The sequence below is a fragment of the Segatella bryantii genome (assembly GCF_022024215.1).
In the GTDB taxonomy this organism is placed as follows: Bacteria; Bacteroidota; Bacteroidia; order Bacteroidales; family Bacteroidaceae; genus Prevotella; species Prevotella bryantii.
On sequence record NZ_CP091798.1, the window covers coordinates 246,669 to 263,582 of the forward strand.

Annotated in this window: 11 protein-coding genes; 2 read left to right on the forward strand and 9 right to left on the reverse strand. The window is 41.4% G+C overall.

Annotated features, from left to right (window positions below; translation table 11 throughout):
• Positions 1–50 precede the first annotated feature (50 nt).
• Positions 51–1,316: an ammonium transporter gene (locus L6471_RS05145; RefSeq protein WP_006281328.1), complete on the forward strand. Its 1,266-nt coding sequence runs from the start codon at positions 51–53 to the stop codon at positions 1,314–1,316.
• 76 nt (positions 1,317–1,392) lie between these two features.
• Positions 1,393–3,090: an asparagine synthase B gene (gene asnB / locus L6471_RS05150; RefSeq protein ID WP_237797515.1), complete on the forward strand. Its 1,698-nt coding sequence runs from the start codon at positions 1,393–1,395 to the stop codon at positions 3,088–3,090.
• Positions 3,091–3,157: 67 nt separating this feature from the next.
• On the opposite strand, the gene L6471_RS05155 is transcribed toward asnB, so the two are convergent.
• The 9 genes from L6471_RS05155 to tsaB form a co-directional block, all read right to left on the reverse strand.
• Positions 3,158–4,207 carry a glycoside hydrolase family 43 protein gene (locus L6471_RS05155; protein WP_027453101.1) on the reverse strand — a complete coding sequence of 350 codons (1,050 nt, stop codon included), beginning with the start codon at positions 4,205–4,207 and terminating at the stop codon, positions 3,158–3,160.
• A 773-nt stretch (positions 4,208–4,980) separates the two neighbouring features.
• Positions 4,981–6,417, reverse strand: a complete 1,437-nt coding sequence (locus L6471_RS05160) for a glutamate synthase subunit beta (protein ID WP_006281325.1) — start codon at positions 6,415–6,417, stop codon at positions 4,981–4,983.
• A 27-nt stretch (positions 6,418–6,444) separates the two neighbouring features.
• Positions 6,445–10,926: a glutamate synthase large subunit gene (gltB, locus tag L6471_RS05165; RefSeq protein ID WP_027453100.1), complete on the reverse strand. Its 4,482-nt coding sequence runs from the start codon at positions 10,924–10,926 to the stop codon at positions 6,445–6,447.
• Positions 10,927–11,185: 259 nt separating this feature from the next.
• Positions 11,186–12,577: an RIP metalloprotease RseP gene (gene rseP / locus L6471_RS05170; protein WP_027453099.1), complete on the reverse strand. Its 1,392-nt coding sequence runs from the start codon at positions 12,575–12,577 to the stop codon at positions 11,186–11,188.
• Positions 12,578–12,580: 3 nt separating this feature from the next.
• A complete protein-coding gene (locus L6471_RS05175; RefSeq protein ID WP_006281322.1) occupies positions 12,581–13,738 on the reverse strand; it encodes a 1-deoxy-D-xylulose-5-phosphate reductoisomerase in 1,158 nt (385 codons plus the stop codon).
• Positions 13,738–14,262, reverse strand: a complete 525-nt coding sequence (gene rimM / locus L6471_RS05180) for a ribosome maturation factor RimM (RefSeq protein ID WP_006281321.1) — start codon at positions 14,260–14,262, stop codon at positions 13,738–13,740. Before rimM ends, L6471_RS05175 begins: the two co-directional genes overlap by 1 nt.
• Positions 14,255–15,565 carry a UDP-N-acetylglucosamine 1-carboxyvinyltransferase gene (gene murA, locus L6471_RS05185; RefSeq protein WP_006281320.1) on the reverse strand — a complete coding sequence of 437 codons (1,311 nt, stop codon included), beginning with the start codon at positions 15,563–15,565 and terminating at the stop codon, positions 14,255–14,257. Before murA ends, rimM begins: the two co-directional genes overlap by 8 nt.
• 2 nt (positions 15,566–15,567) lie before the next feature.
• Positions 15,568–16,164 carry a DUF4290 domain-containing protein gene (locus L6471_RS05190; RefSeq protein WP_006281319.1) on the reverse strand — a complete coding sequence of 199 codons (597 nt, stop codon included), beginning with the start codon at positions 16,162–16,164 and terminating at the stop codon, positions 15,568–15,570.
• A 19-nt stretch (positions 16,165–16,183) separates the two neighbouring features.
• Positions 16,184–16,876, reverse strand: a complete 693-nt coding sequence (gene tsaB, locus L6471_RS05195) for a tRNA (adenosine(37)-N6)-threonylcarbamoyltransferase complex dimerization subunit type 1 TsaB (RefSeq protein WP_006281318.1) — start codon at positions 16,874–16,876, stop codon at positions 16,184–16,186.
• Positions 16,877–16,914: the final 38 nt, after the last annotated feature.

The following is a 16,914-nucleotide window of genomic DNA, read 5'->3' on the forward strand; positions in this document are numbered from 1 at the left end:
TCTTATTAACAACACAGCACATTATTATTAACGACAAAACAAACACAACAATGACAGTACAAGATTTAGGAATATCAATCGATACCATTTGGATGCTTTTAGCAGCCATGTTAGTCTTTTTCATGCAACCGGGTTTCGCTCTTTGTGAGGCAGGTTTTACCCGTAGTAAAAACACAGCCAATATCCTCTTTAAGAACTTTGTTGACTTTATGGTCGGTTCGTTACTTTTTTGGTTTGTAGGTTTTGGTTTTATGTTTGGTTCTGATGGTCAGGGCTTTATCGGAATGCCAAACTTTGGTGATCTTTCTTTTTATACCAATAGTGCAGGTTTGCCTACAGAAGGCTTCTTGATTTTTGAAACTGTATTCTGCGCTACTAGTGCAACCATAGTTTCTGGTGCTATGGCAGAGCGCACCAAGTTCTCAATGTACTGTGTTTACAGTTTCTTTATATCATTGCTTATTTACCCTGTAGAAGGTCACTGGACATGGGGTGGCGGATGGCTATGTAACGGTGAAGAGGGTAGTTTTATGATGAACACCTTCGGTACAGTATTTCACGATTTTGCCGGTAGTGCTATTGTTCACTCTGTAGGTGGTGTATTAGCTTTGATAGGTGCCATTATTCTTGGTCCTCGTTTGGGCAAGTACGATAAGAATGGTAAGAGCAAAGCAATTCCTGGTCATAACCTTATGGCTGCAGCTTTAGGTGTTTTAATCCTTTGGTTTGGGTGGTTTGGTTTCAATCCTGGCTCACAGTTAGCTGCTAGTGGTGCTGTAAACCGTGAAGCTATCTCTCACGTATTCTTGACCACCAACCTTGCTGCTGTTGCTGGTGGTATTGCTACTATGCTTTTGTCTTGGGTTAAATATGGCAAACCATCATTCTCATTGATGCTCAACGGTGTTCTTGCCGGTTTGGTGGGTATTACAGCTGGTTGCGATATGGTATCGCCTACTGGTGCCGTTATTATCGGTCTTATTTGCGGTATAATCTTGCCTTATGGTATCGAATTTATTGATCAGAAACTTCATATTGACGACCCTGTAGGTGCAAGTTCTGTTCACGGTATCTGCGGTATTGTTGGTACATTGCTTACAGGTCTGCTCAGTGTAAGTGAGGGAGCCTTCTATGGTCATGGCTTTGGATTCTTAGGTGCTCAGTTTTTGGGTATTGTATGTATTGATCTTTGGGCAGCTGTGAGCGGTTTTATCCTCTTTTATACCATCAAGCGTGTAAAAGGTCTCCGAGTAGACAAGCGAATAGAAGAAGAAGGACTCGATATCTACGAGCATGGTGAGTCTTGCTACAACTAATGTTAGATTTCTAATTAAAAAATATGGCTCCAGTGTAAGGCACTGGAGTTTTTGTGCAACTTAAATCATTACCAATATGTGTGGAATAGTATCAATTTTTAATATTCAGGAGCAAACTCTTGAATGGCGGCAGAAGGCGTTGAGGATGAGTCAGAAAATTCGTCATCGTGGACCAGACTGGAGTGGTATCTATTGTGGCGGTTCTGCTATTCTTGCTCATGAACGATTGAGCATTGTTGATCCAGAATCGGGTAAGCAGCCTTTGTTTTCGCCTGATAAAAAACAGGTTTTGGCCGTTAATGGTGAAATCTATAACCATCTTGAAATACGTAAGGAGTTTGCTAACAAATACCAGTTTCAGACCGGAAGTGACTGCGAAGTAATCTTGGCATTGTATCGTGAGATGAAAGCTACAGGCGAAATTACCCCAACCCGTTTGACCGAAATGCTTGAAAAACTCAGTGGAATCTTTGCTTTCGCACTTTATGATGTCGAGTCTGATACTTTTCTCATAGCTCGCGATCCTATCGGTGTAATTCCTCTTTATATCGGCTATGATAAAGACGGTAAAGTATATTGTGCGAGTGAACTGAAGGCTTTAGAAGGACAGTGCGACCGTTATGAGCCATTCCTTCCTGGTCATTTTTACTGGAGTGGTGCTCTTGGTATGAAACGATACTATAGCCGCGATTGGTTTGAGTACGATAACATTAAGAATAATGAATCTAGTGTAAAGAGCATTCATGATGCCTTGGAAGACGCTGTGAAGCGTCAGCTTATGAGCGATGTACCTTATGGTGTGCTTCTAAGTGGTGGTCTCGATTCTTCTGTGATTTCTGCAATTGCCGAGAAGTATTCTCAACATCGTGTCGAGGAAGACGGTAAAACCCGTGCTTGGTGGCCTCGTTTGCACTCTTTTGCTGTAGGTTTGAAGGGAGCACCCGATTTAGCTAAGGCTAAATTGGTGGCTGATCATATCGGAACTGTACATCATGAGATAAATTATACCATCCAAGAGGGGTTAGATGCCATACGCGATGTTATTTATTTCATAGAAACGTATGATGTGACTACGGTACGTGCTTCTACACCGATGTATCTATTGGCTCGTGTTATTAAGTCGATGGGCATCAAAATGGTACTTTCGGGTGAGGGCGCCGATGAAATTTTCGGTGGTTACCTCTATTTCCACAAAGCTCCAAATGCACAAGCTTTTCATGAGGAAACGGTTCGCAAGTTGAGCAAATTGTATATGTACGATTGTCTTCGTGCTAACAAGAGCCTTTGTGCCTGGGGTGTGGAGGGACGTGTGCCATTCCTCGATAAAGAGTTTCTTGATGTTGCTATGCGTACTAATCCAGAGGCAAAGATGTGCCCGGGCCAGACAATGGAGAAGAAAATTGTGCGTGAAGCTTTTGCTGATATGTTGCCAGAAGAAGTTGCTTGGCGACAAAAAGAGCAATTTAGTGATGGTGTAGGATATAGTTGGATAGACACATTGAAGCAGATTACCAGTTCTGCCGTTAGTGATGAGCAGATGGCTCATGCAGAAGAGCGATTCCCTATCAACCCACCGCAGAATAAAGAAGAATATTATTATCGTAGTATTTTTGCCGAGCACTTCCCAAGTGACAGTGCTGCTAGGAGTGTTCCATCTGTGCCAAGTGTGGCTTGTAGTACAGCAGAAGCACTTGCCTGGGATGCATCGTTCAAGAATATGAATGATCCTAGTGGACGTGCCGTTCGGGGTGTACATGAGGAAGCTTACGAATAAAAAAAATAAATCGCACTGAGATTTCTATAGATCACAGTGCGATTTAATTTTTTTGTTAAGGCGTTTCTTATTTTTTAAGTTTCTGATCCCATTTGAGCAAGCGTTTATATTCTTTCTTGGTAATGCGCATAAAGCTACCGTGCTGAGGACCGGTAACCCCTTCGATGTCCACGGGATCGTGGAAATTGCGTAGATTTTCATCGGCTTTACAGATGCGATAATGCTTAGGATTGTCGCTATATTGTATATAAGCTACACGCCAAGTCTTATCACCGATTAACTGGAATGCACTTGACCCTTCGCATTTCTTTTTGCCTTCAAAACTTACATAATCATGTTCTACTGGTTCACCCCATCCATGATTCAGATAATCACTGGTAGCCGTGTAAATACCAGGTTTGCCACCTTCTTTCTTGATAAGCATGTGGAATTTGCCGTCGGATGGAAGATAGTTAATATCAGCATCAATTGTAGCATAGCCCCAGTCGAAGAGAAGCTTTGGTGTAGTTAATTTGGTAAAGGTCTTATCTGCATAGCTGTAATACATACGATCATAGCCTTCTTCTGCGCGGTTAAGCATCGAGTAATAGATCATGTATCCACCTTTTTCACCATTCTCCCAGATATAGTTTGGATCCCAGAATATCTGTGGAGCCCATACACGATTAATAGTAGACCAGTCTTTATAAGGTGATGGGGCTTGTGGATCGCAGAATATATTCTGACCTTTGCGATAGTCGAAGGTAACACTAGTCCAATGAATCATGTCATCGCTTTTGAGGAGGTCAATGCCATAGTTATCCCATTTATGACTCTTAGCCACACACATGTCGGTTGTTACCATGAGATACCCCTTACCATCGTGTGTACGAGTGATGTAAGCATCGCGTGTTCCCCCTTCGATACGTGCATGCTCTTTAGCGTCAAAGATAGGTTTACCTTCGTTGATATCCTGATAGTGATACCCATCGCGACTTACAGCGTAGGCTGTCCATTCGCCTTTATCACTCATGTGACAATAGAGATATCCATAGTCTCCCTTTACTAAGTTTTGTGCCAAGAGAGATGTCGAAGATACGGTTAATAGTGTTAAAGCGGATAATAGTAATTTTTTCATTGTTTGTTAGGTTAGGTTTATCTTTGAGTGCAAAGATAACACTTTTTTCTTATTATCATAATTTACAGACTTAAATTTATAGTTTGTTTTTTAATAATTATTATGTATAATGACACTATCGAAAAATAAAATATAAAATCTGTTACACAGTGGTATCGGCGAATAACTACTGGCTTCTACAGTCTGTTATGGTAGACTTTTAAAAAATATCCCCCAAACATAGTTACTAGGAATCGTTATCTAGCTCAATATCTTCAACTTTTGGCTTGACTATTTGGTATCTTACTACAACATTCTACCCTTAGTTCCAGCAAAGCCATAGCCGGTGATAGGTAAAAGTTTACACTTGAGCTGACAAACACTATGTTTTCATGGTATAAACACTATGTTTCTAACACGTAAACATGATGTTTTTAACTTGTAAACATAGTGTTTCTGCTTTGTATTATTCAGGTTGACAAAACAATTGTCTTTTCCTAATTTCATTTGACAGTTTTTACCAGGTTAAACAGAATTACTTGTCAACATTGTTTAAATCGTACTGAAAACCTTGTCAGTCGTGTCCGCTACTTCCTAAAAGACTTGACAACCTAGAAAATATTACAAAAATAGCCATATTTGAAACATTTTAGCAATGCTAATTATAAATAAGCAAATCACAAGACAGTTTGTGTCAACTAAATTTAAATATAACAGATAAATTTAAGCCCCAAAAAACGGGTGAGATATCCACCGATACCTCACCCTCTGCAATGCATATTTGATAGGGATAATTACTTTTGCAAGTATTTATCTATTTTAGCAGCAGTTTCTCTACCACTTGCCAAGGCACGTACCACCAAGCTAGCTCCGTTAGCAGCATCACCTGCTACGAAGACATTCTCAGGAAATTCAGGTTGGTTAGGCTTCAAGAATCCCATTGCCAAAAGTACCATATCGGCTTTGATTATTTCCGGTTCCTTGGCAGGTTTCATTAAAGGTCTACCACCTTCAGGGTTAGGCTCCCAAGTAATTTCTTGTACTTTGACACCAGTGAGTTTACCATTTTTGCCTAAGAATTCCAAAGAATTGATATTCCATCTTCGCTCGCAACCTTCTTCGTGAGCGAAGGTAGTCTTGAGGGTTCGTGGCCAGTTTGGCCATGGGTTGTTTGGATCATCAGGACCAACGGGTGGTTTAGGCATAATCTCAATCTGTGTAACGCTCTTACATCCTTGACGGTGAGCTGTACCGATACAGTCAGAACCGGTATCACCACCACCGATGACAAGTACGTCTTTGCCCTTTGCATTAACCAATTGATCTTTGCTGAATTCTTGTCCGTAGAGTACACGGTTTTGTTGAGACAACATTTCAAGGGCAAAGTATACACCCTTTAAGTCGCGTCCAGGAATCTTGAGATCTCGAGCAGTAGGAGTACCTGTGGTAATTACGACAGCATCATACTGCTTGCTGAGTTCCTCGGCTGTAACCGTCTTATCCTGACCTAAAGTAGGGTCGTTTTGGATATCATCAGCGATTTCGCCCTTTTTCTCTTCACCCTTTTTAGCTGGTGTATCAACTAATTTAGTATTAAATTGGAAGATAATGCCTTCTTGGCGAAGTACCTCCATGCGGCGATCGATGATAATCTTGTTCAGTTTGAAATTTGGAATACCAAAGCGAAGCAGACCACCTGCGTCTTCACGAGCCTCGATGACAGTAACCTGATAACCCATCTGATTGAGCTGGGTAGCAGCAGAAAGTCCTGCCGGACCTGCTCCCACTACACATACGGTTTTACCATTTCGCTCAGGAATACGAGGCTGAACGAAATCTTCCTCGAAAGCCTTTTCTATGATGGAACACTCATCTTCACGGTTAGTGGTAGGTTCGTGATCCATTAAGTTAAGAATACAGGCTTTCTCACAGAGTGCAGGACATACTCGTCCAGTGAACTCAGGAAAGTCGTTGGTGGCTGTCAGCAACTTGAAAGCTAACTTCCAGTCGCCTTTGTAGATAGCATCATTCCATTCTGGTGGTTTATTGCCCAGAGGACATGCCCAATGGCAGAAAGGTACACCACAATCCATACATCTACTGGCTTGCTGACGTCGATCGTTAGTATTTAAAGTTTGCTCCACTTCACCGAAATCGTGGATTCTATCGTGAACCGGTCTGTGTCCGGCTTCCTTACGGTTTATTTCTAAAAATGCTCTAGGATTTCCCATAACTTTTTTTACTCCTCGTCTTTTGAATTAGTAATCGCGTTGCATATCAGCAATTTTCTGTTGCAACTTCTTCACCTGCTCTTCCTGTAAAACTCGCTTGTACTCAATAGGAACTATCTGAATGAAATCTTCAACATAGTGATTCCAGTCATCAAGCATCGTTCTAGCTAGTTTAGAACCGGTATAGAGATAGTGCTGACGGATGAGTTCGTGCAATTCCTTACGGTAACTTGCTTCTTCTACCAGATTTATCTCAACCATATCCATATTACAGAAGTAGTCGAAGTTGTGGTTTTTATCCCATACGTAAGCGACACCACCACTCATACCTGCTGCAAAGTTTCGACCAGTTTCACCTAGCACTACAACACGACCACCAGTCATATATTCGCAGCAGTGGTCACCTGCACCTTCTACTACAGCAATGGCTCCAGAGTTACGAACAGCAAAGCGTTCGCCAACTTTACCATTGATATATACCTCACCGGTAGTGGCGCCATAAAGACCAGTATTACCAGCGATGATATTATCTTCAGCATTGAAGTTTGAACGGTTTGGAGGAAGCACGGCGATTCGGCCACCACTTAGGCCTTTAGCAAAATAGTCATTGGTTTCACCTTCAAGCTTAAAGTCGATACCTTTTACGAGGAAGGCACCGAAACTCTGACCGGCTGAACCTTTAAATTTCACATTAATTGTACCTTCAGGTAATCCTTCTTCTCCATATTTCTCAGCGATAAGTCCACTGAGCATGGTACCAGTTGCACGGTTAGTATTGCGGATGGCAAAGTCGAGGTTTACTTCATCTTTATCCTGAATGGCCTTCTGAGCTCCAGCAATCAACTGCTGATCGAGGATACCGTCGAGTTCATGTTTCTGTGTTTTACTACAGTACAAAGTATCTTCGCTATTTTCCTTGAAGAGTAATCGAGTAAAGTCGAGTGAGTCCCATTTTTCATTGCCCGATTTCTTAGGTACAATGAGTTCAGTATGTCCGATGATATCACTAAGTTTAGTGTATCCCATTTCTGCCAAATACTCTCTCACCTCTTGAGCTAGGAATGTAAAGTAGTTAATGACATACTTATAACTGCCTTTGAAATGTGCTCTCAAACGAGGATCCTGAGTAGCAACACCCATAGGGCAGGTATTTTGGCTACATTTACGCATCATTACACAACCCAGAACAATTAGAGGAGAGGTACCGAAGGCAAACTCCTCAGCACCAAGAAGAGCCATCATGATAACATCACGACCGGTCTTCATCTGACCGTCTACCTGTAGGCGTACCAATGAGCGAAGACCATTCTTAACCAAAGTTTGCTGAGTTTCTGAAATACCAATTTCAGGAGAGATACCAGCAAAGCGCATACTTGAAGCAGGAGAAGCACCGGTACCACCTTCAGCACCAGAAACGACGATCAAATCTGCTTTAGCTTTTACAACACCGGCTGCAATGGTTCCGACACCACTCTCTGCAACAAGTTTGACACTAATAGCTGCTTTAGGATTAACATTCTTCAAGTCGAAGATGAGTTGCTTTAAGTCTTCGATAGAGTAGATATCGTGGTGAGGTGGTGGTGAAATGAGTGAAATGCCAGGGATAGAATGGCGGGTTTTGGCAATAATTTCGTTTACCTTAAAACCAGGTAATTGTCCACCTTCTCCTGGTTTAGCACCTTGTGCCACCTTAATCTGTATTTCTTCAGCATTTACCAAATATTCGGTTGTAACACCGAAGCGTCCAGAGGCTACCTGCTTGGTTTTACTGTTGAGGCTGATACCATCCTGTTCGCCATGGAAGCGTTCATTGTCCTCTCCACCTTCACCTGTGTTTGATCGGGCTCCCAGTTTATTCATCGCCAGTGCTAAAGCTTCGTGTGCCTCTTTAGACAAAGCTCCGAAACTCATGGCACCTGTAACGAAGTGTTTTACGATAGACTCTACTGGTTCTACTTTGTCGATATCGATAGGGTTACGCTTAATATCAAAGAAGTCGCGGATAAATATAGGACGCTCTTTATTATCAGCCAGTTGACTGAATTTTTTGAAGAGTTGGTAATCGCCCTTGCGAGTAGATAGCTGCAGTGTGGCAATAGTCTCAGGATTCCAAGCATGTTCAATACCATCCTTGCGATAGTGGAACTGCCCCATGTTAGGCAAGAATTCTACTTTTTTCTTTTGATCGAAAGCCTGGTCGTGGAAAGCTATGGCATCCTTGGCTATTGTTTTCAGTCCGATACCACCGATGGTAGATATCTGAGTGCCGAAGTAGGTTTTTAAAAGGTTCTCAGAGAGACCGATACTTTCAAAAATCTGTGCACCGCGATAGCTACGAATGGTACTGATACCCATTTTAGCCATAATCTTGAAAAGACCTTTTTTGACAGCTTTGATATAGTTACTTTCAGCAGTGTGGTAATCTTCCTGTATCTTGCCTTTCTTTACAAGGTCATCAAGGATGGCGTATGTCATATAAGGACAGAGAGCTGATGCACCATAGCCCAATAGCAATGCGGCATGCATTACTTCTCTGATTTCTCCACTCTCAACAATTAAGGCTGTTTGTACACGCTTGCCCACATTGATAAGATAATGGTGAACAGCACTTACGGCTAACAGAGATGGTATGGCAACATGTTCCTCGTCAACATTGCGATCGCTTAAAATAATATAGTTATACCCATCGTCCACGCTCTTCTCAGCCTGTTGACAAAGAGAGTTGAGAGCTTCGCGAAGTCCTTCTTCGCCTTTGCTTCGCTCAAAAAGCATAGGAAGTTTGATGGTGTTGAATCCCTTGTATCTAATGTTACAGAGAATATCAAGTTGTGAATTGTTCAGAATAGGATGAGGCAGGCGCACCATCTTACAGTTACTTTCATCAGGATTGAGAATACCACTACCTACACGGCCGATATACTCAGTAAGACTCATCACGAGGTTCTCGCGAATAGAGTCGATAGCAGGATTGGTAACTTGTGCAAACTGCTGGCGGAAGTAGTTGAAGAATATTTGTGGTTTGTCTGAAAGTACAGCCAACGGTGTGTCATTACCCATAGAAGCAGTAGGCTCTTGCCCCTTGGTAGCCATTGGTACAATTGTTCCATCGACATCTTCTTCACCAAAACCAAATTCCAGTTCTTTGCGAGTAAGGTTTTCGATGCTATTCTCAACCTTTCTACCTGTGCGGATTTTTTCCAACTGAATACGATTGGTATTCAACCATTGACGATAAGGATGTTCTTGAGCCAATCGATTCTTAATCTCGCCATCATAGTAAATCTTACCCTCTTCGGTATCGATCAGTAAAATTTTACCTGGCTGAAGACGTCCCTTTTCTGCAATTTCACTAGGTTCAAAATCCATTACACCTGCTTCACTTGCTACAACCATGGTATCGTTCTTTGTGATGGTATAACGAGCAGGACGAAGACCGTTACGATCGAGCATACCACCGGCAAAACGACCGTCGCTAAACATTAAGGCTGCAGGTCCATCCCATGGTTCCATGAGAATAGAATAGTATTCATAGAAAGCTTTGAGATCTTCAGAGATTGGGTTCTTATCATTGAAACTTTCAGGTACCATAACAGCCATAGCATGCGGCAATGAAAGTCCACTCATTACAAGGAACTCAAAGACGTTGTCAAAACTAGCCGAGTCACTCAGACCAGGCTGTACGATAGGTGATATCTCTTTAACATCACCTAAGGTTTCTGAAGAAAGGACACTTTCGCGTGCTTGCATCCAGCTACGATTACCACGGATGGTGTTGATTTCACCATTATGAGCGATTAGGCGGAACGGCTGTGCTAAACTCCATGTAGGAAAGGTATTGGTACTAAAACGACTGTGTACCAAGGCCATACCGCTAGTGAAATAATTATTTGTTAAGTCTGGATAGTATTGACGAAGTTGTAAACTTGAGAGCATACCTTTATATACAATAGTCTTGCTTGATAAAGAGCAGATATAAAAGTCGTTGTCCTCAACTCTTCTTTCTATTTTTTTACGAATCGTATAAAGCGTGCGTTCGAAAGAAGTAACTTTATTATCAGTAACACCTGTGATAAATACTTGTTTGATATCAGGCTCTGTAGCGAGTCCTTCTTCTGCCAAGCACTCCTGGTTGGTAGGAACGTTGCGAAGGTGCATTAGTGATAAGCCTTCACGCTCGATCTCCTCAATCATGATGGAGAGAATGGCTTGCTGTTTTTTCTCATCCTTTGGTAAGAAAATAAGTCCTGTACCATATTTTCCTTTTTCAGGAACAGGTATGCCTTGAAGAAGAATAAACTCATGTGGTATCTGTAGTAGGATACCGGCTCCATCACCAGTCTTTCCATCAGAACCTTCAGCACCTCTATGTCGGAGGTTTTCCAATACCTTCAATGCATTGTCAACAAGCTCGTGACTCTTGTTGCCGTGGATGTTGACTACCATACCCACACCACAAGCATCATGCTCATTGCTGGCATTATACAATCCATTTTCCATTTTTAGTTGCATTTGATTCATGTTTTTGTAATTTCCCTATCAATTTGGTTGCAAAATTACAAAACAGCTTTCTAAATGTAAGATTTTTAATGGAAAATCTTTCGGTAAATTTAGTTTAGGAACCGTTAAAATGTTAAATTGAAAGTAAAAGTGATGAATTTAAAAAAAATAATCACGGATTGCAAGTTTATTTGAGTAGCAAACTTACAATCCGTAATTTTTGCAAAAAAGCTATCATTTTAGCTTTTTAGGATATCGTATTTATTTTAGCTTACATAAAGCCGAGCCAGCGTAACACGTCATTCAAGTTGGCTATGATGAGCAGAATAAATAAAATAGTAATACCAATATATTCAGCCTTAATCATAAAGTTCTCACTTGGTTTTCTGCGTGTAATCATTTCATAGAGCAAGAACAGTACATGTCCACCATCGAGTGCAGGAATAGGTAGAATATTCATAAAGGCCAGGATAATGCTCAAGAAAGCTGTCATTAACCAGAATTGGTGCCAGTCCCATTGAGCAGGGAAGAGGCTTCCGATAGCCCCGAAGCCACCGATACTCTTGGCACCATCAGCTGTAAATACGTATTTCATATCGCTAACGTAGCCTTTGAGTACATTCCATCCATAGGATGTTCCTACAGGGAAGCTCTCCCAAAAACCATAATCTACATGAGTTACTTTGTACATATCAGCAAATGATTTCCAGCCAATCTCAAATTTCAAATCAGGGGTTAATACCATGTTTAAAGTATCCAGTTTACTACTTTGAGCCTTGGCAACAACCAAACTGATAGTTCTGAGTTTTAGACTGTCTCTGTGAGTAGTAACACTCTCCATTTGGTCATCAAGACGTCCTAGTTGTTCGTCTAGTTCATTACTAGAATCAATCTTCTTATTGTTGATAGCAATAAATTTATCTCCTTTTACAATACCGGCTTTGGCAGCTGGTCCATTTGGTAATACGGTATCGACCTCTGCAGGAAGGAATGGTCGAACAAAAACAGGAGATGTTTTCAGCATGCTCAATAAGTTGATATCACCAGGGAGCTCAATACTCATTTTTTTGCCATTACGTAGAAGATCTACACGATGAGCTTCTGACAAATCGCGAAAAACGTCGACATTAAACTCCTTGAATTCGCGGATATCAGTTCCAATGAGGATATCGTGATCTTGAAAGCCAAGGGCCTTGGCTTCCTTGTTAAACTTCATACCTAGGTTCATATCCTTCATCTGAATAAAGTCTTCACCCCAAGTGAACATAACCATGGAGTAGATGAAGAGGGCTAAAAAGAAGTTTACAGTAACACCGCCGATCATGATAAGAAGTCGTTGCCAAGCTGGTTTGCTTCTGAACTCCCATGCTTCAGCAGGTTTTGACATTTGGTCTGTATCGAAGCTTTCATCGATCATACCAGAGATTTTGCAATAACCACCTAAAGGAAGCCATCCCATACCATATTCGGTGTCACCAAATTTTGGCTTGAACTTGAAAATACTTCCTTTCCATTTTCCAATTGTAACATCGAAGAATAAGTAGAATTTCTCTACGCGAACTCCGAATAATTTAGAAAAGAAGAAATGGCCTCCTTCGTGGAGTAATACTAAGAGAGAGATTGACAGCATAAACTGTAGCAATCTGATCAAAAATGATTCCATTATTTATTTTTTTATTAATTCTTGAGCGATTCTTCGTGCTTCTGCATCTGTTTGCAGATAAACATCAAGATCAGGATTATTATTGAATGTAGTTTTAGCCATGGTCGTTTCGATAATATCGGCGATATCAAGGAAAGAGCATTCGTTGCGGCGGAATGCAGCATTGGCTATTTCGTTGGCAGCATTGACAATACATGACATGTTGCCACCTTTTTTGATAGCTTCGAATGCTAATGCCAGACATTTGAACTTTTGGGTGTCTGGTTCGAAAAATTCCAAATTACGTTGCTTGAATAAATCGAGACGGTCACCATCTAAATGAATTCGCTGTGGGAAAGAGAATGCATATTGGATAGGCAAGCGCATATCGGGTACACCCAACTGAGCTTTAACAGCTCCGTCGGCAAACTGTACGGCGCTATGTACTACGCTCTGTGGATGGATAAGTACTTCTATCTTGTCTGCTGGTACACCAAATAGCCATTTTGCTTCCGTTACTTCAAAACCTTTGTTCATAAGTGTAGCAGAATCGATGGTAATCTTGGCACCCATATCCCATGTAGGATGTTTGAGGGCATCTGCAGCTGTAACCTTTTCTATTTGTTCCTGTGTGAAATTTCGGAACGGACCACCGGAGCAAGTCAGGAGAATCTTTTCTATTTCGTTTTCGTCTTCGCCTACCAAACTCTGGAAAATAGCAGAATGCTCACTGTCTACGGGTAGAATAGGAGCATGATACTGTTGAGCGAGATTACAAATTAATTCACCAGCAACAACAAGCGTTTCCTTATTGGCTAGACAAATCTTTTTACGTGCCTTAATCGCATTGATTGTAGGGATGAGTCCGGAAAAACCAACCATTGAAGCCAAGACCATATCAATAGGTTCTGCTTCGACAATTTGTTCTAAGGCCTCACGGCCTGCATATACCTTGATATCAGGACGGTCGCTCAGTAAATTTTGCAGTTTCTTGTAATGGTCTTCATTAGCAATAACAACGGCTGCAGGATTGAATTCGTGAGCTTGTTGTGCTAGTTTCTCTACACTGTTATTGGCAGTAAGACAGTATATTTCGTAAAGGTCTGAATGCTGACGTACTACGTCGAGTGCCTGTGTACCGATACTTCCTGTACTACCAAGTATACATAGTTGTTTTTTCATTAATCTAAATCTAAAATTCCTTCTGGTAGATTCATTATGATTTCTCGCTTGTCTGCGTCTACCTGCTGCAGCAAGTCGTCTGATGCTGGTATAAGGATATTTTGATGATTCTCGGTCTCGATATCAAATAGCGTGTTTATGGTGGAGTCGTCTACCCCCTGAATGGTACCAATAGTATTACCTGTGGCAGCATCAATCAGTGCAAAACCGACGATTTCAGCCCAAGAGATATTTTCTTCATCGCTATCCGATAGGTGACGTGGAAAATAGACTTCACTACCAGTCAGTTCTTTAGCTCTATCCTGACTGTCAATATCCTCAAATTTTATCAGAGCCGTCTCACTTCCATGGAAACGGTACTCTTCCATGAAGAATGGTACAAAAATGCCATCTAGCTTTAAGATGAGATATTCTGCATCAACACGATCGAAAACGTCATCAGTAAAGTGGAAGGAAACCTCACCTTGTACACCGTGAGGTTTTCCCAATTTACCTATTTTATATATGTCTTCTTCTTTAATCATTGATACGACGTATTTTAGCTCCCAAATTGTTAAGACGATTCTCGATATCCTCGTAGCCTCGGTCTATTTGGGCGATATTAGCGATAGTACTTGTACCGTTAGCACTCATAGCTGCAATCAGCAAAGCGATACCGGCACGGATATCTGGACTGGTAAGACGGCCTGCTCTCAGTGTTTTCTCTCTGTTGTGCCCTACGATAACAGCACGATGAGGGTCACAAAGTATGATCTGGGCACCCATGTCTATAAGCTTATCGACGAAGAATAATCGGCTTTCGAACATCTTCTGATGTATCAGCACAGTACCTTTGGCTTGTGTAGCAACTACCAGCAGTACAGAGAGTAAGTCTGGTGTGAGCCCAGGCCATGGTGCATCAGCTAAAGTCATGATAGTACCATCAATAAAAGAATCGATAACATACTGTTCTTGTTTTGGAATAATTAAGTCATCATTTTCTTCTATAATCTTCACCCCCATTCGGCGGAAAGCTTCAGGTATGATACCTAGATTATTGATAGAAACGTTTTTGATACGGATACCGTCTCCCACCATGGCTGCCATGCCAATGAATGAACCTACCTCAATCATGTCTGGTAGAATCGTGTGTTCTGTACCATGAAGGTTGTCCACACCGATAATATTGAGGAGATTACTGCCGATACCACTGATATTTGCTCCCATTGCGTTGAGCATGTGGCATAGTTGCTGTATATATGGCTCACAAGCTGCATTATAGATTGTAGTATTGCCCTTAGCTGTTACGGCAGCCATGATGATATTAGCAGTACCGGTAACCGAAGCCTCGTCGAGCAACATATAACAACCTTTTAGCTGTTTGGCTTTTAGTTGGTAGACATTTTTTTCCTCATTACGTACAAACTCAGCTCCAAGATTTTTAAAACCAATGAAATGAGTGTCCAAGCGTCTTCGACCAATTTTATCACCTCCAGGTTTGGCAATTGTAGCTTCTCCGAATCGGCCTAAAATCGGACCAATCATCAATACACTTCCTCGGAGTTGAGAACATTTCTTGACAAACTCTTCGCTCCCCAGATAATTTAGGTTGAGTTCATCGCTTTGGAATGTATATTCATGACGATTGTGCCGAGTTACCTTGACACCGATATCCTGAAGCAATTTTATAAGATTGTTAACATCCAGAATATCAGGGATATTATTGATGCGTACAGGTTCTGAAGTGAGTAGTGTTGCACAGATAACCTGTAAGGCTTCGTTTTTGGCTCCCTGGGGGGTAATTGTACCTTTAAGTGGATGTCCACCTTCTATGACAAAAGACTCCATATTTATTTTTTCTTCTTTTTGTTGCTTACATTTTCACGTTCTGTGATTTTGTCGAATGTGAAATGGTCAAGATCCAATTGTACTTTTCCATCAGTATAGCGAGCTAAGTCGTCAGCTACTTTTTCATCATCACAACTGCCATGACTCCATTGTACCAGATTACGTTTCATCTGATTGGCAGTAATACGGATAAGTTCATCGCGTTCTTCTCCCGGTTCCATCGTTTTCAACTGTTCAAAGATTTCAAACAGCATCTTTCCATAGTGTCGGACAGGATTTCTGTCCTCTGGGTATTCCATAGGTTCAGGTTTGGTGGCTATTCTAGCTGCTTGACTTACGTCGTACGGATAATCTATGTCTAGCTGAAAATTGCTCATTATGGCGAGATGATCCCAAAGTTTCTGCTTATAGTCCTCATCTGTATGGTTTTGCGGAATCATGCGCTCCATGATATCAACAATGCTTTCTGCACAATTCTGACGTTCTTGACGGTCGGTCAGAGTAAGGCAGTAGTTGACCATGTTTTGTATTTCACGACCATACTCAGGTAAAACAAGTCTTTCCCGTTGGGTGTTGTAGTCTAATCCTTCTATATTCATAATTCTTGTTAGTACAATGTTATAACAATTTTTTCGGCATTTTGGCTACAAAATCCTTTAGATAAAATGGGACGAAGTAAGCAACGTCTTCAAATTTCCCCTCTGCTATGCGTTTTTCAGCTAATGGGAACATATATTTGGCCAGAGGCTCAATATGCTCCACAAGGTGTGCGTTAGGGTGGTTTATCGTTTCCATGCATTTAGCAGCGCCATTACCGAAGAAATAAACTGGTCCTTTGTCGAGATATTCCTGATAAGTGTTGCTATCAACGATGTCAGCCTGAATTGGTCGTATTTCTTTCAAAGCTCGGTTATATATCTGAGCATAGACTTCCATTCTTCTAGCATCGAGCATCGGTACAAGAAGAGCATTCTCTTCACTTGCCATTTCGCGAAGAAGTACTGGGACGGCAAGAATTTCCAAGGTAGGAATGCCAATAAGTTTTACATTACGACCATAACAAATACCTTTGGCCATTGATACACCGATTCTAAGACCTGTATATGAACCAGGTCCGCAACTCACTGCAACAGCATCCAAAGGGATGGCGTGATTGTCTATGAAAGATAAGGCTTCATCTACAAAAACACCTAAGTTGACAGCGTGGTTAGGGCCACTGTGGTCCTCTTTGTTGAAGATGCATTCTGCGTCGTTACTTACAGCTACAGAACATACATCGGTACTCGTTTCAATGTTTAATATACACGACATAAACAAATATTATTCTTAAATAAGGTGCAAATTTACGT